Raw genomic sequence first — 23256 nt, forward strand, 5'->3', positions numbered from 1 at the left:
CTAAACTCCGTACCCCATCATCTTCAACAGCTGCTGCGCATGCTGCACCGCATCCTGACGGTGCGCCACGCCCAGCTTCTGATACAGATTGCGAATGTGCGTTTTGATGGTGGTTGCCGCCACCGCCAGCTCACCGGCAATCTGCTCGTTACTGTATCCGGAATAGATCAGCCCCAGCACCTGCCATTCGCGCTGGGTGAGCGGGCTGGTGCGAATAAGCTCCGGCACTTCCGGGTGGTTCAGCAGGCGTTCAACAAAGTTCTCGTCGAAATGCGCAAACTTGTGGCGATGGTGCTGATTAATTTCGCGCAGAATGCGCTGGGCGCGATGCTGATCCAGCTCCGGCAGCGTGTTGAGCTGAATCAGCTGGCGCAGCTGCTGCGCCATCACTTCACCTTCAATCACGAAGTGACTAATAAACCCGGTGCGGTTCGCCAGCTGCAAGGCTTCCAGAAGCACGCGCTGGGCGTCATTTTTGCGGCCCGCCTGCCAGTAAAGCTGGTTGAGCAGCAGCAGGTTGCGGTTCAGGTCGCTCATCAGACGCAGGCTGCGGGCGTTTTCGTTTAACTCTTCCAGCACAATTTCGGCAGGCTCAAAGTCACCCAGCAGGATCTGCACGCGTGCGATGTTGCGCCACTGGCTTTGCAGGAAGTGGTTATTGGCAAATTCCGGTTTAGGCGTCTGGCGCAGCCAGTTGGCGGCGGATTTTTTGTCCCCCGTCATCTGCCAGTAAATTACCCGAACCTTGTCGGCGTTCGATACCCAGTCGCTGTGGTACTGACCGTTGCCGAGCAGGTTTTCCAGACGGTTAAGGTGATTGCGGGCGTTATCCAGATCGCCACGCGCCAGCGAGCACTGCACCAGCAGGGCCAGACACTGCAATTGCTGCTGAGGCTGGAAGCCAGAGAGCACGTTCACACCCTGACGGGCGCAGCTTTCTGCTTCATCCAGACGCGACCATGCCCACAGCAGTTGAGCGCGAATACGCAACAGGAACTCGTGCATCGGCAGCTGTTCCAGGTGCTGTTCACGAATCAGCTGGAACGCTTTTTCCTGATTTTCCCAGGCGGCCTGCAGGAACCCCTGTGCGAATAAAATCTCGCTTTGCTGAATCAGGCTCCACAGGGCGTAGTGCCACACATCATGGCGGCGCGCCATCTGCTCGGTTTGCTGCATCAGCGAAAGGGAGCGCGTCAGTTCTCCCTTGCAGTGCAGCACTTCGCCGTGCACCGAGGTAGCCACAATCCGGCTGTAGAAATTCGCCAGCGGCAGTTCATCCAGCGCGACCATCGCCAGCCGTTCCGCTTCATCCGCATCGCCGTCGTTAATCGCGACCTGCGCCCGCAGGGCGTTAAATTCGCCGTGCAGGGTGATATCCATTTCGCTTTCCATCTCCTGCTCGGCGCGCGCCAGCAGGGTATTCACTTCGCTGTAACGGTGCTGGCTCTGCATCAGCCAGGCCTGGAGCAGCACCAGGCGCGGGTTCTCCAGCAGGCTCTCCCACGGCAAGGCTTTCAACGACTCTTCCAGCAGCGTCAGTTCGCTGTGGTTAAACAGCCCCCACGCGTGGTTAAGCAGGATATCGCGCAGCATGCTGGCGTCACCGGCGGCAAGCGCGTGGTGAATGGCCTCGCTCGGGAAGCCTTGCGCCATCCAGCTTTCGGCGGCGGCGCGGTGGATTTCCGGCAATTCCGTTGCCAGCTCCCACTGGCAGCGCTGGCGCAGGAAGCTGCCAAACAGCGGGTGATAGCTGAACCACTCGCCGGGGTCGTCCATGCGCGTCAGGAACAGGCCCTGACGTTCAATCTCTTCCAGCTGCAGCTGACCGTTCTCACAGCCTGTTACGCGCACAATCAGCGCGTCGTTCATGGAGCGCAGCAGGGAGCTTTTCAGCAGGAAATTGCGGGTGGAGGGATCGACGCTGTTCAGCACCTCATCCACAAGGTAATCCGAAAGATGGCTGGCGTTGATGCCGGCCAGACGGCGCGCAGACTGGTGCGTCGGGCTGTTGTTTTGCCGGGCAGAAAGGGCAATCAGCTGTAGCGCCGTGGCCCAGCCTGCGACATCATCACACAAGCGGCTGCTTTCGGAGGCCTCAATGGGTGAGGTCAGGCGGCAGTCAAAGAACTGTTTCGCTTCCTGGTGGGTAAAGGCCAACTGCTGGCTGCCCACTTCCAGAAGCTGATCGCGCACGCGCAGGTTGGCAATACCGAGCTGCGGCAGGTTGCGTGACAGCACGACCAGGGTCAGGTTTTCCGGCTGGTGGCGCAGGAAGAAGCGCATCGACTCATGGATAACCGGGTTCGTGATCAGATGATAGTCATCAATCACCACGTACAGCGGGCGATGCCATTCGGCCAGTTCGATAAACAGCTGAGAGAAAAGGGAGGACAGGCTGGCGTACTGGCGCTTTTGCACCATTGCCTCGCTGGCGACGCAGTGTCCGTTGGTTGCCTGTTGAATAGCGGCAATCAGATAGCTGGCAAAACGCTCTTGCTGGTTGTCGCCCTCGTCGAGGGAGTACCAGCCAAGATCGCTCTTACCTGCGGCCCATTGTGAAATGAGCGTTGTTTTTCCATAACCTGCAGGGCTCGTAACCAGCGCCAGTCGGAAATTATGCGCGCCGGAAAGTTTAGCCAGCAGACGCTCGCGGACCACTGTATGGTCAAGACGAACCGGGCGACTTAATTTTGACGGAATCAACATAGGTTTCACTTCACTGTGGGGAACGAGAGAATTTATTTTTTTTGCGCTTCGTAATTAATAGCTATAAGGTCGGTCAGAAAGAGAACTATTGCAAGTTATGTCTGGCTTTTGTGGCTCTGAATTTGCACTCTGTCACAAAACATTCCGGCCAGTACTGGAACTTTTTTGAAAAGGCTTTGATGCCGCGTCAATGCTGGCTTGTATGGATGTCACGAGGCTGGGCTGAAACTGGTTTCAGAAAGGTATAATGACGTCGAATTTAATAAACTTCGGGTAAAGTTGAGTGAGATTAATAATCTCCTTAGGCAGGACCCGATTGCTGAAATATTATTCTCCGTAAGCAATCATTTCCGCGTGGATTAATTTCATCCAAAACCGCATTTCATTTCTTTGACATTCTCCCCGGTTACTTTTTTATCTTCCGGGCACACTCCAGCTATGCTCTCAGAGTGGCCTCGATCACACTTTTACGCTCATCCCCGCTACTCCTCCCTGTCTAATCCCCCACGGGAGGAGGAAGAGGTGAAATGAGCCAGGCACACTAGCGCCAACTTGTGTTTTCTTTCTAAAGGATGCCGATCCCTTATGTCACAGCCTACCTTCAACAAAGCTCAATTCCAGGCTGCCCTGACGCGTCAGTGGCAGCGTTTTGGCCTTCATGCTGCAAACGAGATGACGCCTCACCAGTGGTGGCAGGCGGTGAGCGGGGCGCTCGCAGAGCAGCTGGATGCTCAGCCCGTGGCGAAGCCCGTCAAAGGCCAGCGTCACGTTAACTATATCTCGATGGAGTTCCTGATTGGCCGCCTGACCGGCAACAACCTGCTGAACCTCGGCTGGTATCAGGAGGTGGGTGATGTGCTGAAAGAGCACGATATTAACCTGACCGACCTGCTGGAAGAAGAGATCGACCCGGCGCTGGGCAACGGCGGACTGGGGCGTCTGGCGGCCTGTTTCCTTGACTCTATGGCAACGGTCGGCCAGTCGGCGATTGGCTATGGCCTGAACTACCAGTACGGCCTGTTCCGTCAGTCGTTTACCGACGGCCACCAGATGGAAGCGCCGGACGACTGGCATCGCAATACCTACCCGTGGTTCCGCCACAACGCGCAGCTGGACGTGCAGGTCGGCATCGGCGGGAAAGTGACGAAGCAGGGGCTCTGGGAACCGGCGTTCACTATTACCGGTGAAGCCTGGGATCTGCCGGTGCTCGGCTACCGTAACGGCGTGGCGCAGCCGCTGCGTCTGTGGCAGGCGAAGCACGCGCATCCGTTCAACCTGACCAAATTCAACGACGGCGATTTCCTGCGCGCCGAGCAGCAGGGGATCGACGCCGAGAAGCTGACCAAAGTCCTCTATCCGAACGATAACCACCTGGCGGGTAAAAAGCTGCGCCTGATGCAGCAGTACTTCCAGTGCGCCTGCTCCGTGGCGGATATTCTGCGTCGCCATCACCTGGCGGGCCGCAAGCTGGCGCAGCTGCCGGACTTCGAAGTCATTCAGCTTAACGATACGCACCCGACTATTGCCATCCCGGAACTGCTGCGCGTGCTGATTGACGAGCATCAGCTGAGCTGGGACGACGCCTGGGCCATCACCAGCCGCACCTTCGCCTATACCAACCACACCCTGATGCCGGAAGCGCTCGAGTGCTGGGATGAGAAGCTGGTGAAAACGCTGCTGCCGCGCCATATGCAGATCATCAATAAGATTAACGACCAGTTCAAAACGCTGGTGGAGAAAACCTGGCCGGGCGACAAAGCCGTCTGGGCGAAGCTGGCGGTGGTGCACGACAAACAGGTGCGTATGGCGAACATGTGCGTGGTGAGCGGCTTTGCCGTGAACGGCGTGGCGGCGCTGCACTCCGATCTGGTGGTGAAAGATCTGTTCCCGGAATATCACCAGCTGTGGCCGACCAAGTTCCACAACGTGACCAACGGCATTACGCCGCGTCGCTGGATCAAGCAGTGCAATCCGCTGCTGGCCGGCCTGCTGGATAAGACCCTGAAGAAAGAGTGGGCCAACGATCTGGACCAGCTGATTAACCTGGAAAAATACGCCGACGATGCGAAATTCCGCGAGCAGTACCGCGCGATCAAGCTGGAGAACAAGGTTCGCCTGGCGGAGTTTGTGAAAATGCGTACCGGGATTGAGATCAACCCGAACGCGATTTTCGATATCCAGATCAAACGCCTGCACGAGTACAAGCGTCAGCACCTGAACCTGCTGCACATTCTGGCGCTGTACAAAGAGATCCGCGAGAACCCGCAGGCCGACCGCGTGCCGCGCGTGTTCCTGTTCGGTGCGAAGGCGGCGCCGGGCTACTACCTGGCGAAAAACATTATCCTCGCCATCAATAAAGTGGCGGCGGCGATCAACAGCGATCCGAAAGTGGGCGACAAGCTGAAGGTCGTGTTCCTGCCGGATTACTGCGTCTCGGCGGCGGAAATGCTGATCCCGGCGGCGGATATCTCCGAGCAGATCTCGACCGCAGGGAAAGAAGCGTCCGGTACCGGCAACATGAAGCTGGCGCTCAACGGCGCGCTGACCGTCGGCACGCTGGACGGTGCGAACGTCGAAATCGCCGAGAAGGTCGGTGAAGAGAACATCTTTATCTTCGGCCATACTGTTGAAGAAGTGAAAGCCATCAAGGCCAAAGGCTACGACCCGGTGAAATGGCGTAAAAAAGACAAAGTGCTGGATGCGGTGTTGAAGGAGCTGGAAAGCGGCAAATACAGCGATGGCGACAAGCACGCGTTTGACCAGATGCTGCACAGCATGGACAAACACGGCGGCGACCCGTACCTGGTGATGGCGGACTTCACGGCCTACGTTGAAGCGCAGAAACAGGTCGACGTGCTGTACCGCGACCAGGAGGCGTGGACCCGGGCGTGCATTCTGAACACCGCGCGCTGCGGCATGTTCAGCTCTGACCGCTCAATCCGTGATTATCAGGCCCGTATCTGGCAGGCAAAACGCTAAGGAAGCGCGATGGAGAGTAAACGTCTGGACAGTGCCGCGCAGGCGGCGGGAATTAGCCTCAGTTACATCAATGCGCACGGCAAACCGCAGTCTATTGGTGCGGACACCAAAAGACGTTTGCTGGATGCCATGCACAAAACCGACGCGAACGCGTCGGTTGCTCCGGTGCCAAACGTGAAGGTCTTTACCGCAGGCAAAAAGATGCCGCTGGCGGTGGAGGGGCGCGGCGAGTATAGCTGGCTGCTCACCACCGAAGAGGGGCATCAGCATAAAGGCCACGCCACCGGCGGCAAAACGTTAAACCTTCCGGCAAAGCTGCCGGAGGGCTATCACAGCCTGACGCTCACCCAGGACGAACAGCGTTTTCACTGCCGGGTGATCGTCGCGCCAAAACGCTGCTATGAGCCGCAGGCGCTGCTCGAAGGCAAAAAGCTGTGGGGCGCCTGCGTGCAGCTCTATACGCTGCGTTCCGACAGCAACTGGGGGATCGGCGATTTTGGCGATCTGAAGAACATGCTGGCATCCGTGGGCGAGCGCGGCGGCGCGTTTATCGGCCTCAACCCGATCCACGCGCTCTATCCGGCCAACCCGGAAAGCGCGAGCCCGTACAGCCCGTCTTCCCGACGCTGGCTGAACGTGATTTACATCGACGTTAACGCGTTAGACGATTTCAAAAACAGCAAAGAGGCGCAGGCGTGGTGGAAGCTTGAGACCACCCAGCAGCTGCTGAAGCAGGCCCGCGATGCGGACTGGGTAGATTATGCCTCCGTGACCGCGCTGAAAATGGCGGCTCTGCGCCTGGCGTGGAAAGGCTTTGCGAAGCGCGACGACGAGCAGATGGCGGCCTTCCGCCAGTTCGTGATGCAGGAAGGTGAAAGCCTCTACTGGCAGGCGGCATTTGATGCGCTGCACGCGTATCAGGTGAAAGAGGACGAAATGCGCTGGGGCTGGCCGGTCTGGCCGGAAGCGTATCAGACCGTGGATACCCCTGAAGTCAAAGCCTTCTGTAAAAATCATGCCGACGAGGTGGACTTCTACCTGTGGCTGCAGTGGCTGGCGTACAGCCAGTTTGCCGCCTGCTGGCAGGTGAGCCAGGGCTATAAGATGCCGATCGGCCTGTATCGCGATCTGGCCGTGGGCGTGGCGGAAGGCGGCGCGGAAACCTGGTGTGACCGTGAGCTTTACTGCCTGAAAGCATCCGTCGGCGCGCCGCCGGATATCCTCGGCCCGCTCGGTCAGAACTGGGGCCTGCCGCCAATGGATCCGCACGTGATGGCGGCGCGCGCCTACGAGCCGTTTATCGACCTGCTGCGCGCGAACATGCAGAACTGCGGGGCGCTGCGCATCGACCACGTGATGTCCGTGCTGCGCCTGTGGTGGATCCCGTACGGTGAAACGGCCGATCACGGGGCGTACGTGCAGTATCCGGTGGACGATCTGCTGTCGATCCTGGCCCTGGAGAGTAAACGTCATCAGTGCATGGTGATCGGTGAAGATCTCGGTACCGTACCGGTGGAAATTGTCAGCAAGCTCCGCGACAGCGGGGTTTATTCCTACAAAGTGCTCTATTTTGAAAACGACCATGAGAAAACCTTCCGCGCGCCGAAAGCGTACCCTGAACAGTCAATGGCAGTCGCGACGACGCATGATCTTCCTACGCTCAGAGGCTACTGGGAAAGCGGCGATCTGACCCTCGGCAAAACGCTGGGCCTCTATCCAGATGAAGAGGTTCTGCGCGGGCTGTATCAGGACCGCGAGCTGGCGAAGCAGGGGCTGCTGGACGCGCTGCACAAGCATGGCTGTCTGCCCAAGCGTGCCGGACATAAGGCGTCGCTGATGGCAATGACCCCAACACTCAACCGTGGCCTGCAACGCTATATTGCCGACAGCAACAGCGCTTTGCTCGGCCTGCAGCCGGAAGACTGGATTGATATGGCGGAGCCGGTGAACGTTCCGGGCACCAGCTATCAGTACAAGAACTGGCGCCGCAAGCTGTCCACAACGCTTGAGACGATGTTTGCCGATGACGGGGTGAACAGGCTGATTAAAGATTTGGATAAGCGCAGAAGGGCGGTGGGTAAGAAGTCGTAATTTGCCCCTCACCCTAGCCCTCTCCCCAAAGGGGAGAGGGAACCGATCGAGCAGGAGAGTCAGAGAGCCATATTCAACAGCAGACACCCTACCAGGCCGCAGACCGAAATAATGGTTTCCAGCATTGACCAGGACTTGATGGTTTCACCGATGGTCAGGTTGAAGTACTCCTTGAACAGCCAGAAGCCCGGATCGTTCACGTGAGAGAAAATCACGCTGCCGGAGCCTACCGCAATAACCATCAGCTCAGGGCTGACGCCCGTGGTAGCAATCAGCGGCGCAACGATACCGCCCGCTGTAATCGCCGCAACGGTTGCAGAACCCAGCGCGATACGCAGCACGGCAGCAATAGACCACGCCATCAGGATTGGAGAGATATTGGTTTCATGCATCATGGAAGCGATGTATTTGTCCACGCCGCTGTCGACCAGCACCTGCTTGAACGCACCGCCACCGCCGATAATCAGCAGCATCATGGCAATGATTTTGATGGACGAGGTCAGCGTGTCGTTGATCTGATCCATGGAGCGGCCACGGTTCAGGCCGAAGGTGAACATCGCAATCAATACCGCAATCAGCGTTGCCATCACCGGGTCGCCGAGGAACTCGGCAACGGCCAGGAAAGCGTGGCCTTTCGGCAGGATCATCTCCGCCACGGCGCGCATTGCCATCAGGATCACCGGTACCAGCGAGGTCCAGACGCTGACGCCAAAGCCTGGCATCTCTTCTTCAGTGAAGGTTTTGGCGCTGTACAGACCTTCCGGAATAGGCTTATCAATGCCTTTCAGGAAACGGGCATACACCGGGCCTGCCAGAATTACGGTCGGGATCGCCAGAATCGTACCGAACAGCAGGGTTTTACCCATATCGGCGTGGAAGATGGTGGCGATGGCGGTTGGACCCGGGTGCGGTGGCAGGAAGCCGTGGGTCACGGACAGTGCAGCAGCCATTGGCACACCCACGAACAGCAGCGGAATGTTGGCCGCGGCGGCGATGGTGAACACCAACGGCAGCATCAGCACGAAGCCCACTTCATAGAACAGCGCGAAACCGACGGTAAAACCGGTTAACACCACCGCCCACTGGATGTGCTGTTTACCGAATTTGGCAATCAGGGTGGTGGCAATACGCTGCGCGCCCCCGCAGTCCGCCAGCATTTTACCGAGCATGGCGCCGAAGCCCATGATCAGCGCCAGGCTGCCGAGCGTGCCGCCGACACCGGCTTTGATAGAGCTGATAACTTTAACCAGCGGCATCCCCTGCATCAGACCGACTGCAAGTGCCACCAGAACCAGAGCGATAAATCCGTTCATTTTGAAGCGGATCATCAAGAGCAGTAATAACACAACACCGATAGCAACGATGACTAATGGCATGATTTACCTGGCCTTTGAATTGTTATGGGTAACGTCATTGTTTCAACGACAAATTCCGGTTGTCCCAACTGGGAACAGAGTGGTTAACGGCACTCATACTGATGCCTGCGAAACAGTTAAGTTTAGTCGGCTGTTATAAGGGTGTTGAGTGCCCACGAGAATGATACGGGTAACATATCGTGGTTGAGAATCACCCGGTGAGGCAAAATTTGAATTATGAGACGCAGGTCAACATATAGAGGGGGAGGCAAGGGAGTCAGGCCCGGTAAGCGCAGCGCTACCGGGCAATACAGACGGGTACTGAATTAGTAGTAAGAGTGCTCGCCGCGCTGGTGCTCGGTCAGGTCACGCACGCCTTTCAGTTCCGGGAATTCGTTCAGCAGCTGCTTCTCGATCCCTTCTTTCAGGGTCACGTCGACCATGGAGCAACCGTTACAGCCGCCGCCGAACTGCAGGATCGCCAGGCCGTCTTCCGTGATTTCCATCAGGGAAACGCGACCGCCGTGGCCGGCCAGTTGTGGGTTGATCTGGGACTGCAGCAGATACTCGACGCGCTCCATCAGCGGCGCATCGTCAGAGACTTTACGCATTTTGGCGTTTGGCGCTTTTAGGGTCAGCTGAGAACCCAGCTGGTCGGTGACAAAGTCGATTTCCGCATCTTCAAGATACGGCGCGCTCAGTTCATCGACGTAAGCGGTGAGCTGTTCAAATTTAAGGGCAGTGTCAGTTGCTTCCACAGCGTCCGGAGGACAATAAGAGACACCACATTCTGCATTCGGAGTGCCTGGATTGATCACAAACACGCGGATCTGCGTCCCTTCTTCCTGATTTGCCAGCAGTTTGGCAAAGTGCGCTTGTGCAGAATCGGAAATACGGATCATAGCTTTGGCCTAATAGTTGACTAAATTACCTGGGTATAATCATACGCCCATTGAAGAAGGGCTACAAGGTACGGCACAGACACCATACCTGAACCGACGCGGCGCCGCTTTGCAAAAGCAGTCGGGAAAGTTCAGCAACGGTACTGCCTGTGGTGACGACGTCATCCACGATGGCGATATGGAGGCCGTGGACCGGCAATTCAAGGCGAAAGGCGTTTTTCAGGTTCCTTTTGCGAAGCCGGGCGTTGAGCTGATGCTGGATGGCGGTGGCATGAACGCGGGTAAGCGCGCTGGCATCGTAGCGACAACCCAGCCACCGGGCGAGCGGGCGGCAGAGCAGGTCGCTTTGATTATAGCCGCGCCGCCAGTGCCGGCGTCGGTATAAGGGGACATTCACCACCATGTCGATTTTCGGCAAAGCGCGGGTTCGTCGCGCCTGCAAAACGGCCAGCAAAAGCAGGCGGGCAAGGGGCTGCGCCAGCGAACTCTGGCCGGAAAACTTCAGGGCGTGAATAAGCTCGCTCAGCGGCGGAACATAATCATCCACGGTCACCAGCGCGCTCCACGGCGAGGATTTTTTCAGGCAGCGGCCGCAGGGCAAATCGCGGTTCGCCGCCGGTAAACCACATTGCGGGCAGGTTGTGATACGCCTTTCCAGCGAACGCGTGCAGACGGAACAGACGCCCCACGCGCTGAGGGCAAGCGGCATTTTGCATAGCCAGCACAAGCCAGGCACTGTTAGCATGTGCAACCTCCATGTGAAAAAAGAGAACAGTAACTGATGAAGACGCTGTGGTGGCAGACCGTAGGGACAGGAAATTGCCATCTTGTGCTGCTGCACGGATGGGGCCTGAATGCGGAAGTGTGGCATTGCATAAGCGAGGAACTTGCCTCGCAATTTACGTTACATCTGGTTGATCTGCCGGGCTATGGTCGCAGCCGTGGCTTTGGCGCGATGTCGCTTGATGAAATGGCGCAGCACGTTGTAGACGCCGCGCCGCAAAATGCCATCTGGCTGGGCTGGAGTCTGGGCGGGCTGGTGGCAAGCCAGATTGCGCTCTCCTGGCCCGAGCGCGTTAGGGCGCTGGTCACCGTGGCCTCGTCGCCATGCTTTAGCGCACAAGAGGCGTGGCCCGGCATCAAACCTGACGTTCTGGCGGGCTTCCAGCAGCAGCTGAGCGACGATTTCCAGCGGACCGTCGAGCGATTCCTCGCCTTGCAGACAATGGGTACCGAAACCGCGCGTCAGGATGCCAGAGCGTTAAAGCAGGTGGTGCTCTCTCTGCCGATGCCGGACGTTGAGGTGCTTAACGGCGGTCTGGAGATCCTGAAAACGGCCGATCTGCGCGAGCCGCTGGCCGGGCTGAGCATGCCGCACCTGCGTATCTATGGCTATCTCGACGGGCTGGTGCCGCGCAAAGTGATCCCACTTCTGGATTCCCTCTGGCCGGACAGCGAATCACATGTCATAGCAAAAGCCGCGCATGCGCCGTTTATCTCTCATCCGACGGAATTTTGTTCAGCGTTGGTTGCGTTAAGTCAACGTTTAGACTGATTATTTTCTATCCTGCCTGGAAAAAGTTACACACCGCAACCATACTCCAGATGTCGTTGCGGTTGTTCTGCCTACGATAATCAAAACAACAATCCTATGGAGAGTCAGGCTATGAAACTTGTTACGGGTATTGTCACTTCTCTGGTTATTGGGTCATTGTCATTTGGCGCCTTTGCGGCAAAAGAGCTGGAAAAAGATAAGGTTGCCGGGATGAATCTGACGAAAATTGGTGAGATTTCTACGTCTGACACCACTGCGCCGATGGACGCGAAACGTGAGCTGTCTAAGAAAGCGGATGAGCTTGGCGGCACTTACTACGTGATTACCAGCGCTGAGAAATATACCAAAAACGTACGCGCTACTGCGGACGTCTATAAGTAATACGATAAAGCCGGGCACCAATGCCCGGCTTTATTAGCGCAGTGCCCACCACTCCCTGAGACAGGCCTTTCCTTCCGGACAGCTTTTACAACTGACGGAGAGGCAACCCTCTGCTTCTTCCTGAATCCGCACGGCTTTACCCATGGCTTCCAGGCGCTCCAGCATGGCATCGATCATCGGCTGCGGGGTATGCAGGCTAAGGCTGAGCTGTTTTGCCTCCATGCGTCCCTGCAATGCCAGTAAGTTACGAACCTGAATCAACGATGCCATCTGTTTTTTCCCTTAGTGACAGTCGCCAGCCGGGCTGTTGCAGCAGGTGGCCGGGGTTTTACGCGTCGCCAGCAGGTTGATATCAACGCGGCTTCGCGCCCGGCGCAGCAGGCCAATCACAATCACGTTAAACAGGATGACCGCCAGGATGCAGACCAGGCTGTAGCGCGGGTGCTGGCTGAAGTTAACGGTCTGGTAAAACAGCGTCGCCAGCGAGTAGGCGATATTCAGCCCCCACAGAATGGAGAAGCCCATCCAGCCGCGGCTGGACTCACGGGCAATCGCCCCCATCACCGAGATGCACGGAATATAGAGCAGAACGAAGATGAGATAGCTGTAGGCCGCTGACGCGCTGCCAAACTTCTCGCCCATCACGCCCATGGCACCGGTCGCCATTTCGCCATCGCCTTTGCTGGCCTCAATCGGGTTAGCCAGCACGCTCAGGCTGAAGGTGTCTTTCAGGCTCTGCCAGGTCTCCTCTACGGCCCCCAGCAGTTCGTCACCGAGGTGGAACTCCGCCGGGTTAAATTCCTGCTCCTGAATGTTCTCTGCGGTGTAGAGCGTGTTCAGGGTCCCGACGACCACCTCTTTCGCCATCGCACCGGTGAACAGGCCCACGGTCGCCTGCCAGTTATCCTCCTGCACGCCAATCGGTTTGAAGACCGGCGTGATGACGCGGCTGACGGAGGCGAGGGCAGAGTCGTTGATGTTATCTGCCGCCTGACCGGTGAGGGTGAAGCTGTTCAGCGCGCTCAGGAAAATACTGACAATAACAATCACCTTACCGGCGCGCAGCACAAAGCCTTTCAGGCGCTGCCAGGTCTGGATCGCCAGGCTTTTCAGATGGGGAACGTGGTACACCGGCAGCTCCATCACGAACGGTGACGCTTCACCACGCATGATGGTGTGTTTCAGCATTAAGCCGGTCAGGATCGCCATCACGATGCCCAGCACGTACAGCGAGAAGACCGCCAGCGCGCCCTGCTGGCCAAAAAAGGCTGCCGCGAAGACCGCAAAGATCGCCAGTCGGGCACCGCAGGACATAAACGGCGCCATCATAATGGTCATCAGGCGTTCACGCGGTGCATCCAGGGTGCGCGCGCCCATTACCGACGGCACGTTACAGCCGAAGCCGACGATCAGCGGGACGAAGGACTTGCCCGGCAGGCCCAGCGCCTGCATCAGGCGGTCCATCACGAAGGCGGCGCGCGCCATGTAGCCGGAATCTTCGAGGAACGAGAGGAACAGATACATCATGCCGATCTGCGGTACCAGCGGCAGAACGGTGTTGATACCGCCGCCAATCCCCTGGGCAAGGAAGATGGTCAGCCATTCCGGGAAGTGCAGGGTGTAACCTACCCACTGAATACCGTGTACGAAGACCGCGACAGAACCGGCGTCAAAAATCGGCTGCAGCGCGCCACCGATGTTAATCGCGAGCAGGAACATCACGTACATCACCAGCAGGAAGATGGGTAAGCCGAGGAAGCGGTTGAGCACAATCTTATCCACCGCCGCCGTGAAGCGGCTGGGCTCTGCGGTAAGGGCGTTGCTGACCACGTCGCAAATTGACGCAATGGCCTGATAACGCGCATCGGCGATGTGCAGCGCCGGGTCGTCCAGCTCGTCGCTGAGACGGGCGAGGGCCACGTCCAGCTTATCCGCCGCGTGTCCGGCATAGGCGCGGCTGTAGATATCCCCTTCCAGCATCTGCAGGCCGAGCCACAGGCGCTGTTTTGCAGGCATGCTGCTGTCCATCTCCTGCGCCAGCAGTTCGGCTTCGCGCAGCAGCGGCTGGGCGTAGTGCACCAGCTCAACGTCGCGGTTTCCCGCGTGGCGGTCAATCGCCAGCTTCAGGGCGTCGATACCGCGAGCGCGGGTCGAGACCAGCGGAACCACCGGACAGCCCAGGCGCGCGGAGAGCGCATCGACGTCGATGCGCAGCTTTTGTTTTTCCGCAATGTCGAGCATGTTGAGCGCCACGATGCAGGGGATCCCCAGCTCCAGCAGCTGTAGCGTCAGGTAAAGGTTTCGCTCGAGGTTCGAAGCGTCGACCACGTTGATCAGCAGATCCGCGTCGCCGCCAAGAATGTAGTGGCAGGCAATTTGCTCATCGAGCGAAGTCTGGGATGAAATCGTGGTTAAGGAGTAGGTGCCGGGAAGGTCAACCAGGGTGACCTGATTGTCCGTTGTCGTGAACTGGCCTTCTTTACGTTCAACCGTTACGCCTGCCCAATTTCCCACGCGCTGGCGCGCGCCGGTTAACTGATTAAATAAGGTTGTCTTGCCGGAATTAGGATTGCCAATTAAGCCAATAGTTAATTTTTTCATTGTATTAGACCCACCGAAACCGCTGGCTTGTTAACGGGATAAAGATTCAACTTCAATTAATGCGAGGTCTTTTTTGCGCAGAACCAGATTTACGCGCCGGGTTTCGATATGAACAGGATCGCCCAACGGCGCCACACGCACGACCTGGAATGATGAGCCGGGCAGCATGCCAAGTGACAGCAGCTTCTGTCGATAGGCCGGGCTAATTTCGCGGGTAAAACCGGTAATTTTCCATGCACTGTCTGGAGTGAATTGCATAATGCCTGATTCCACGAGAGGTTAAATAATCTACACTGCGATGATAATGAGAATAGTTTTTATCAGCAATAATAAAAATGTGACGGGATGTTGTTAATCGTATTAATTTGCGGTCTGATTGACCTTGCTCAATATTTGCAGAATTACCCGGGAAGGAATAAAAAGCGTATTTGTTAATGGAGTGATAAATAGCGGTTTAAATATGGGTGTGCAATCGGTTTCATATATTTCGAGATGATTTTATTCCCCTCACCCTCTCCCCTTTGGGGAGAGGGTGAGGGGGGTTACCTTAGCGTTTCTTACCCATCGCCGCCGCCAGCGCGTCCATCATCGCGCTGTTGCCCGCAGGTTGCGCGTCACGCCCGCGCGGTTTTGTGGCTTTCGTGGCCGGACGCTGCTGCTCGCGGCCTCCGCCGTTGCCGCCACGGCGCGCGCTGGTGTCGCCCGGCTGCTCATCCAGACGCATGGTCAGGGCGATACGCTTGCGCTGCAGATCCACCTCCAGCACTTTCACCTTCACGATGTCGCCCGCTTTGACCACGGTGTGCGGGTCTTCAACGAACTTGTCGGCAAGGGAAGAGATATGCACCAGACCGTCCTGGTGCACGCCGATATCCACAAACGCGCCGAAGTTGGTGACGTTGGTCACCGCGCCTTCCAGCACCATGCCCGGCAGGAGATCGTTCATGGTCTCGATGCCGTCAGCAAAGGTCGCCGTTTTGAACTCAGGACGCGGATCGCGGCCCGGTTTTTCCAGCTCTTTGATAATGTCGGTAACGGTTGGTACACCAAATTTGTCGTCGGTGAAATCAACGGCTTTCAGGTTACGCAGAGCGCTGCTGTCGCCCATGAGATCCTTCAGCGCCTGCTGGGTGGCGGCCAGGATGCGTTCCACCACTGGATACGCTTCCGGGTGAACGGTAGAGGCATCCAACGGGTTATCGCCGTGGTTGATGCGCAGGAAGCCCGCGCACTGCTCAAACGCTTTCGGCCCCAGACGGCTCACTTTAAGCAGCTGCTGACGGTTCTGGAACTGGCCGTGCTCATCGCGCCAGGCGACGATGTTCTGTGCCATCATGCGGGTTAAGCCCGCCACGCGGGTCAGCAGGGGAACGGAGGCGGTGTTCAGGTCCACGCCGACGGCGTTTACGCAGTCTTCCACAACCGCGTCCAGCTTGCGCGCCAGCTGCGTCTGGCTCACGTCGTGCTGATACTGGCCCACGCCAATGGATTTCGGATCGATCTTCACCAGCTCCGCCAGCGGATCCTGCAGACGACGGGCGATGGAGACCGCGCCGCGCAGGGAAACGTCCAGGTCAGGGAATTCCTGCGCCGCCAGCTCAGAGGCGGAATAGACCGATGCGCCCGCTTCGCTGACGATCACTTTCTGTGCCGTCACTTTCGGGAACTGCTTCTGCACGTCGAGGTAGAAACGCTCGGTTTCGCGTGATGCGGTGCCGTTACCGATGGCAACCAGCTCCACGTTGTACTTCTCGCACAGCGCCGCCACCACGACGGCGGCTTTCGCTGCCTGGCCGGTGTGCGGGTAAATGGTATCAGTGGCGACCAGCTTGCCGGTGCCGTCAACGACCGCCACCTTCACGCCGGTACGCAGACCCGGATCGAGACCCATGGTCGCGCGCAGGCCCGCAGGAGCGGCCATCAGCAGGTCGTGCAGGTTACGGGCGAAGACGTTGATCGCTTCGTCTTCCGCTCGCTCGCGCACGGTGCCCATCAGCTCGGTTTCCAGGTGCATCAGCACCTTGATGCGCCACGTCCAGCTCACCACGCCTTTGCGCCAGCTGTCCGCCGGGGCGTTGTTCAGGCGCAGGCCGAGATGGTCGATGATAATCTGCTCGCAGTGGCTCTCTTTCGGCGGCTCGTCAAACTGCGGGTCGGCGTTCAGGGAGAGCTGGAGCACGCCTTCGTTGCGGCCGCGGAACATCGCCAGCGCGCGGTGAGAAGGGGTGGTCGAAATCGGTTCGTGGTGATCGAAGTAGTCGCGGAACTTCGCGCCTTCTTCCTCTTTGCCCGCTACGACGGTAGAGACGATGTGGGCGTTCTTCCACAGATAATCACGCACTTTAGCCAGCAGGGCGGCGTCTTCCGCGAAGCGCTCCATCAGGATGTAGCGCGCGCCGTCCAGAGCGGCCTTGGTGTCAGCGACACCTTTGTCGGCGTCGACGAATTTCGCCGCTTCGGTTTCCGGGTCGTGAGATGGCTCATTCCACAGCAGCTCTGCCAGCGGCTCAAGGCCCGCCTCAATCGCAATCTGCCCGCGGGTACGGCGCTTCGGTTTGTACGGCAGATAGAGATCTTCGAGTTCGGTTTTGCTCAGGGTGCCATTAATGGCGCTTTCCAGCTCGCTGGTCAGCTTGCCCTGTTCGCCGATAGATTTGAGGATCGCCTGACGACGTTCTTCCAGCTCGCGCAGATAGCCCAGGCGGGTCTCCAGGTTACGCAGCTGCGTGTCATCCAGACCGCCTGTGACTTCCTTACGATAACGTGCAATAAACGGCACGGTGTTCCCTTCATCAAGCAGGCGAACGGCAGCTTCTACCTGTTCGGCTCTGGCCTGAAGTTCACCCGCAATAATGCGGCAGAGCGAATCTTTCATCATGGCTTTATCATCTTGTGGGTCAAAAATCAGGGGATAGTTATACGGGCTGACACGGCAAAATGCCAGCCGGGGAGGGCGCTCTCGGACTATTTTACGTAGACGATCTCATTGACGTACCAGCTGGCTTCACCGGCTGGGGTCTGCACGACGGCTAAATCGCCCACTTCCTTTTTCAGCAGCGCGCGGGCCATCGGGGAGTCGATAGAAATGTAATCTTTACGACCAAAAATTTCATCGTAGCCGACAATGCGAAAACGCAGGGTGTCACCATCGTCGTTTTCAATCTCCACCCACGCGCCGAAGAACACTTTGCCCTCCTGCTGCGGGGAGTAATCGACGATTTTTAGATTCTCAAGACACTTCGTCAGATAGCGTACCCGGCGGTCAATTTCGCGCAGCCGCTTCTTGTTGTACTGATAATCAGCATTTTCGCTGCGATCGCCCAGGCTTGCCGCCCAGGTCACCTTTTTGGTTACTTCAGGACGCTCTTCGCGCCACAGGTAATCCATCTCTTTTTTGAGCTTTTCGTACCCTTCGCGGGTGATCAGGGGCGTTTTCATGGTGCTGCCTTTGCTGCCGGTTCTCTGTTTTGCGCACAATACGTACCACACAGTGTAACAGACAGGATTAATAATGATTTATGTGATGAAATGAACAGATAAGCTGCTGTTAAATATGCTTTGTAACAATTTCGACTAGAATTTATACCAGAATTAACTGGTCGAATACGTGCACTTTTTTAGAATACGCTGTTACAAAGACTATCCGAACCTTTGGGAGTACACACAATGCAAGAAAACTACAAAATTCTGGTCGTGGATGACGACATGCGCCTGCGCGCGCTGCTTGAGCGTTATCTGACCGAGCAGGGCTTCCAGGTTCGTAGCGTCGCGAACGCTGAGCAGATGGACCGTCTGCTGACCCGCGAATCTTTCCATCTGATGGTTCTCGACCTGATGCTGCCGGGTGAAGACGGGCTTTCTATCTGCCGCCGTCTGCGCAGCCAGAGCAACCCGATGCCGATCATTATGGTGACGGCGAAGGGCGAAGAAGTTGACCGTATCGTGGGCCTCGAAATCGGCGCTGATGACTACATTCCAAAACCGTTTAACCCGCGCGAGCTGCTGGCGCGTATTCGTGCCGTGCTGCGCCGTCAGGCGAATGAACTGCCGGGCGCGCCGTCCCAGGAAGAGGCGGTGATTGCCTTCGGCAAGTTCAAGCTGAACCTCGGCACGCGCGAGATGTTCCGTGAAGATGAGCCAATGCCGCTCACCAGCGGCGAGTTTGCCGTACTGAAAGCGCTGGTCAGCCACCCGCGCGAGCCGCTTTCCCGCGACAAGCTGATGAACCTGGCGCGCGGTCGCGAATACTCCGCAATGGAACGCTCCATCGACGTGCAGATCTCCCGCCTGCGCCGCATGGTGGAAGAAGATCCGGCGCATCCTCGTTATATTCAGACCGTATGGGGTCTGGGCTACGTGTTCGTTCCGGACGGCTCTAAAGCATGAGGCGAATGCGCTTCTCGCCGCGAAGCTCGTTTGCCCGCACCCTCTTACTGATCGTCACCCTGCTGTTCGTCAGCCTGGTGACGACCTACCTGGTGGTGCTGAACTTTGCGATTCTGCCGAGCCTCCAGCAGTTTAATAAGGTCCTGGCCTACGAAGTGCGTATGCTGATGACCGATAAGCTGCAGCTGGAGGACGGCACGCAGCTGGTTGTTCCCCCGGCATTTCGCCGTGAAATCTACCGTGAACTGGGTATTTCGCTTTACTCCAATGAAGCGGCGGAAGATGCTGGCCTGCGCTGGGCGCAGCACTATGAATTCCTCAGCCAGCAGATGGCGCAGCAGCTGGGTGGCCCGACGGAAGTGCGCGTTGAGGTCAACAAAAGCTCGCCCGTCGTCTGGCTGAAAACCTGGCTGTCACCCAACATCTGGGTACGCGTTCCGCTGACTGAAATCCATCAGGGCGATTTCTCGCCGCTGTTCCGCTATACCCTTGCCATTATGCTGCTGGCGATAGGCGGCGCGTGGCTGTTTATCCGTATCCAGAACCGACCGCTGGTCGACCTGGAGCACGCTGCGCTGCAGGTCGGTAAAGGCATTATTCCTCCTCCACTGCGCGAATATGGTGCCTCTGAAGTGCGCTCAGTAACGCGCGCGTTTAACCACATGGCGGCAGGCGTTAAGCAGCTGGCGGATGACCGTACGCTGCTGATGGCCGGCGTCAGTCATGACCTGCGCACCCCGCTAACGCGTATTCGTCTGGCGACGGAGATGATGGGTGAAGAGGACGGTTATCTCGCCGAGTCTATTAACAAGGACATCGAAGAGTGTAACGCCATCATCGAGCAGTTCATCGATTACCTGCGCACCGGTCAGGAGATGCCGATGGAAATGGCCGATCTGAACGCGGTGCTGGGCGAAGTGGTGGCCGCAGAAAGTGGTTATGAGCGTGAAATTGATACTGACCTTCAGGACGGTGAAATTCAGGTTCGTATGCACCCGCTTTCCATTAAGCGTGCGGTGGCCAATATGGTGGTTAACGCGGCGCGCTACGGTAACGGCTGGATTAAGGTTAGCAGCGGGTCTGAACTCAACCGCGCCTGGTTCCAGGTGGAAGACGACGGTCCGGGCATTAAGCCCGAGCAGCGTAAGCATCTGTTCCAGCCGTTTGTGCGCGGCGATAGCGCGCGCAGCACCAGCGGAACGGGCTTAGGCCTGGCGATTGTGCAGCGTATTGTGGATAACCATAACGGATTGCTGGAGATCGGCACCAGCGAGCGGGGCGGGTTGAGCATTCGCGCCTGGTTGCCGGTTCCGGTGACGCGAGGGCAGGTGAAAGAGGGATAGTGCGGTCTGATGCCCTCACCCCGGCCCTCTCCCACGGGGAGAGGGAGAAAACATTAAAAAAGGCAACTTTCGTTGCCTTTTTGCTTTTACCTACAGCTTCGGTCCCGCACTCACCAGCGCAGCACCCGCCGGGGTATCGGTGTACTTCTCGAAGTTCTCGATAAACAGCTTCGCCAGCGATTCCGCCTTCTCGCGCCACTGTTCCGGCGATCCGTAGGTATTGCGCGGGTCGAGGATACGCGTATCCACACCCGGCAGTTCCGTCGGAATGGCCAGATCGAACATCGGCAGCGTGAAGGTTTCGGCGTTATCCAGAGAACCATCCAGAATGGCGTCGATAATGGCGCGGGTATCTTTGATGGAGATACGCTTGCCGGTACCGTTCCAGCCGGTATTCACCAGGTAGGCCTGCGCGCCGGATGCCTGCATGCGTTTCACCAGCACCTCAGCGTATTGCGTCGGGTGCAGCGACAGGAATGCCGCGCCGAAGCAGGCGGAGAAGGTTGGGGTTGGCTCCGTGACGCCACGCTCGGTACCCGCCAGCTTGGCGGTAAAGCCAGAGAGGAAGTGGTACTGCGTCTGGCTGGCGGTCAGGCGGGAAACCGGTGGCAGCACGCCGAACGCATCCGCCGTCAGGAAAATCACCTTCGTGGCATGGCCCGCTTTTGACACCGGCTTCACGATGTTGTCGATGTGGTAGATCGGGTAAGAGACGCGGGTGTTTTCGGTTTTAGACGCATCGTCAAAGTCGATAGAGCCGTCGGCACGTACGGTGACGTTTTCCAGCAGCGCGTCGCGGCGGATCGCGTGGAAGATATCCGGCTCGGCCTCTTCAGACAGGCGAATGGTCTTCGCGTAGCAACCGCCTTCGAAGTTAAACACCCCGTCATCGTCCCAGCCGTGTTCGTCATCGCCAATCAGACGGCGTTTTGGATCGGTGGAGAGCGTGGTTTTCCCGGTGCCGGAAAGACCGAAGAACACCGCTACGTCGCCTTTCTCGCCGACGTTCGCCGAGCAGTGCATAGAGGCAATACCGCGCAGCGGCAGCAGGTAGTTCATGACCGAGAACATCCCTTTCTTCATTTCGCCGCCATACCAGGTACCGCCGATCAGCTGAATACGTTCGGTCAGGTTGAAGGCAATGAAGTTTTCGGAGTTCAGACCCTGCTCTTTCCACTGTGGGTTAGTGCATTTCGCACCGTTCATCACGATGAAGTCAGGTGTGAAGTCCTGCAGCTCTTCGTCGGTCGGACGAATAAACATATTCTTAACGAAATGCGCCTGCCAGGCCACTTCGGTAATGAAACGCACGGAAAGGCGGGTGTCGGCGTTAGCGCCGCAGAAAGCGTCGACAATGAACAGACGCTTACCGGAAAGTTGATGGGTGACGAGCCCTTTCAGATGCTGCCAGGTTTCCGGGGAGAGCGGTTTGTTGTCGTTCTTCCCTTTGCCCTTGTCAGCCCACCACAGCGTATCGCGGGTAGTTTCGTCTCGGACGATATACTTATCTTTCGGCGAACGACCGGTAAAGATACCGGTATCGACGGCGATAGCACCAAGGTTCGTCAACACACCGCGCTCGTATCCTTCCAGTGCTGGATTGAGCTCTTCCTGATACAGCGTATCGTAATCGGGGTTGTAGACCACTTCCTGGACGTCGTGAATACCATAAGCCTTGAGATCTTGCGGGGTTAAACCAGTAACACGCATATCACTGCTCCTTAGCCAATATGTACTGCCTGAAATTGTAGGGTTTTTCTGGGGATGTTAACCGCGACGGGGCTCATAGATTTGTGCATCTGGATAAAACCCTTACTAACGGAAAACGCTGCGACTCCAGTCACAGTGCAGGCGGATTATCGCAGGAATCGCTTTTTGGTTGGGGAAAATGTTCCGAAAAGGTTAAGAGGTGGTGATTTTATCGGAGAGAATGTGAATGTAATCGCATACATGTAAGAAAATTACGTAAGAGTTACATAGGGAAAACGATTCAGCTTTTGGGGGATTTTTACCCCTCACCCTAACCCTCTCCGCAAAGGGGAAAGGGCAGGGTGAGGGGTAGCGTATTAATGAACTTGCGGATCTGCCGGAGAGGCATTATTGCGGATTTCAGCGATATCCATTGAATTGAACACGTAGTGCGTACCGCAGTAGTCACAGTGCATATCAATTTCGCCGTCTTCAGCCATGATGCTGTCGATCTCTTCATCCGGCAGAGTTTTCAGTGCGCCAGCGCAGCGCTCGCGCGAGCAGGTGCACTTAAACTCCACGGACTGCGGATCGTACACGGTCACTTCTTCTTCGTGGTACAGACGCCACAGCACGTCGGTCGCCGACAGGTTGAACAGCTCTTCCGCCTTGATGGTTTCGGTCAGCGTCGCCAGATGCTCAAAGTCATTGGTCTGTGCGTCCTGCGCTGGCAGAACCTGCAGCAGCATGCCGCCCGCAGCAGGCTGGCCGTCCACTTCACCGGTACGGATGAACAGACGCGTAGGCAGCTGTTCAGAACGCATGAAGTAATCTTCCAGGCAGGCTGCGAGGGTATCGCCTTCCAGACCCACCACGCCCTGATAGCGTTCACCTTCCTCAGGGGAGATGGTGATCACCAGGTAGCCATTGCCCACCAGCGTTTTGAGGTCAGCATTTTCAGGCACGTCGCCCTGAACGCGCGCCACGCCGCGCATCTGCTGCTGGTTATTGCCGTTGATCACCGCCAGCGTCATCGGGCCGTCACCCTGCAGCTGCACGGTGATATCACCGGCAAACTTCAGCGTTGCGGTCAGCAGGCTGGTGGCAACCAGCAGTTCGCCCAACAGGGTCTGCACCGGCAGCGGGTAGTTGTGGTTTTCCAGAATCTGTTTCCAGGTTTCGGATACGGTGACCAGCTCGCCGCGCACGGCGAATTGTTCAAACAGATAGCGGTGTAATTGGTCGTGTTGGGCCATTTTCATCTCTCG

The 23256-nt window shown here is 57.4% G+C and carries 17 protein-coding genes; 6 read left to right on the top strand and 11 right to left on the bottom strand.

Annotated features, from left to right (window positions below; translation table 11 throughout):
• Entirely contained in the window at positions 1–2706 is a 2706-nt protein-coding gene (gene malT / locus IM295_RS12245) for an HTH-type transcriptional regulator MalT (RefSeq protein ID WP_047367202.1), read from the bottom strand.
• A 585-nt stretch (positions 2707–3291) separates the two neighbouring features.
• On the opposite strand from malT, the gene malP reads away from it, so the two are divergent.
• Both malP and malQ read left to right on the top strand, forming a co-directional pair.
• A complete protein-coding gene (malP, locus tag IM295_RS12250; protein WP_193066753.1) occupies positions 3292–5685 on the top strand; it encodes a maltodextrin phosphorylase in 2394 nt (797 codons plus the stop codon).
• A 9-nt stretch (positions 5686–5694) separates the two neighbouring features.
• Positions 5695–7776: a 4-alpha-glucanotransferase gene (gene malQ, locus IM295_RS12255; RefSeq protein WP_048960498.1), complete on the top strand. Its 2082-nt coding sequence runs from the start codon at positions 5695–5697 to the stop codon at positions 7774–7776.
• Between the two features lie 59 nt (positions 7777–7835).
• On the opposite strand, the gene gntT is transcribed toward malQ, so the two are convergent.
• The 3 genes from gntT to gntX form a co-directional block, all read right to left on the bottom strand.
• A complete protein-coding gene (gene gntT, locus IM295_RS12260; RefSeq protein WP_048960500.1) occupies positions 7836–9152 on the bottom strand; it encodes a gluconate transporter in 1317 nt (438 codons plus the stop codon).
• Between the two features lie 305 nt (positions 9153–9457).
• Positions 9458–10033 (bottom strand): Fe-S biogenesis protein NfuA, encoded by a 576-nt coding sequence (gene nfuA / locus IM295_RS12265; protein ID WP_003861601.1) that lies wholly within the window; start codon positions 10031–10033, stop codon positions 9458–9460.
• A 61-nt stretch (positions 10034–10094) separates the two neighbouring features.
• Positions 10095–10778, bottom strand: a complete 684-nt coding sequence (gntX, locus tag IM295_RS12270) for a DNA utilization protein GntX (protein ID WP_193066754.1) — start codon at positions 10776–10778, stop codon at positions 10095–10097.
• A 36-nt stretch (positions 10779–10814) separates the two neighbouring features.
• Between gntX and bioH the strand changes: the two genes are divergently transcribed.
• Both bioH and IM295_RS12280 read left to right on the top strand, forming a co-directional pair.
• On the top strand, positions 10815–11588 hold the full coding sequence (gene bioH, locus IM295_RS12275) for a pimeloyl-ACP methyl ester esterase BioH (protein WP_045630304.1): 774 nt from the start codon (positions 10815–10817) through the stop codon (positions 11586–11588).
• Positions 11589–11699: 111 nt separating this feature from the next.
• Positions 11700–11969 carry a YdgH/BhsA/McbA-like domain containing protein gene (locus IM295_RS12280; protein WP_045259364.1) on the top strand — a complete coding sequence of 90 codons (270 nt, stop codon included), beginning with the start codon at positions 11700–11702 and terminating at the stop codon, positions 11967–11969.
• 33 nt (positions 11970–12002) lie between these two features.
• On the opposite strand, the gene feoC is transcribed toward IM295_RS12280, so the two are convergent.
• From feoC to greB, 5 genes are all read right to left on the bottom strand, one after another.
• The gene (feoC, locus tag IM295_RS12285; RefSeq protein ID WP_193066755.1) at positions 12003–12239 is read right to left on the bottom strand and encodes a [Fe-S]-dependent transcriptional repressor FeoC; all 237 of its coding nucleotides are present in this window, start codon (positions 12237–12239) and stop codon (positions 12003–12005) included.
• Between the two features lie 12 nt (positions 12240–12251).
• Entirely contained in the window at positions 12252–14570 is a 2319-nt protein-coding gene (gene feoB / locus IM295_RS12290; RefSeq protein ID WP_192971941.1) for a Fe(2+) transporter permease subunit FeoB, read from the bottom strand.
• Between the two features lie 30 nt (positions 14571–14600).
• Positions 14601–14828: a ferrous iron transporter A gene (feoA, locus tag IM295_RS12295; protein ID WP_006177893.1), complete on the bottom strand. Its 228-nt coding sequence runs from the start codon at positions 14826–14828 to the stop codon at positions 14601–14603.
• A 289-nt stretch (positions 14829–15117) separates the two neighbouring features.
• Positions 15118–17448, bottom strand: a complete 2331-nt coding sequence (locus IM295_RS12300; protein ID WP_193066756.1) for a Tex family protein — start codon at positions 17446–17448, stop codon at positions 15118–15120.
• Positions 17449–17534: 86 nt separating this feature from the next.
• Positions 17535–18008 carry a transcription elongation factor GreB gene (gene greB, locus IM295_RS12305; RefSeq protein ID WP_014885539.1) on the bottom strand — a complete coding sequence of 158 codons (474 nt, stop codon included), beginning with the start codon at positions 18006–18008 and terminating at the stop codon, positions 17535–17537.
• Positions 18009–18236: 228 nt separating this feature from the next.
• Between greB and ompR the strand changes: the two genes are divergently transcribed.
• Together ompR and envZ are read left to right on the top strand one after the other, a co-directional pair.
• On the top strand, positions 18237–18956 hold the full coding sequence (ompR, locus tag IM295_RS12310) for a two-component system response regulator OmpR (RefSeq protein ID WP_001157751.1): 720 nt from the start codon (positions 18237–18239) through the stop codon (positions 18954–18956).
• Positions 18953–20299, top strand: a complete 1347-nt coding sequence (envZ, locus tag IM295_RS12315; RefSeq protein ID WP_028014672.1) for a two-component system sensor histidine kinase EnvZ — start codon at positions 18953–18955, stop codon at positions 20297–20299. Before ompR ends, envZ begins: the two co-directional genes overlap by 4 nt.
• 90 nt (positions 20300–20389) lie before the next feature.
• Here the strand turns inward: envZ and pckA are convergent, their stop codons facing one another.
• Both pckA and hslO read right to left on the bottom strand, forming a co-directional pair.
• On the bottom strand, positions 20390–22009 hold the full coding sequence (gene pckA / locus IM295_RS12320) for a phosphoenolpyruvate carboxykinase (ATP) (RefSeq protein WP_028014671.1): 1620 nt from the start codon (positions 22007–22009) through the stop codon (positions 20390–20392).
• A 356-nt stretch (positions 22010–22365) separates the two neighbouring features.
• Positions 22366–23250, bottom strand: a complete 885-nt coding sequence (hslO, locus tag IM295_RS12325; protein WP_192971938.1) for an Hsp33 family molecular chaperone HslO — start codon at positions 23248–23250, stop codon at positions 22366–22368.
• Positions 23251–23256: the final 6 nt, after the last annotated feature.

The organism is Enterobacter cloacae complex sp. P14RS, assembly GCF_014895895.1.
GTDB lineage: Bacteria > Pseudomonadota > Gammaproteobacteria > Enterobacterales > Enterobacteriaceae > Enterobacter > Enterobacter bugandensis.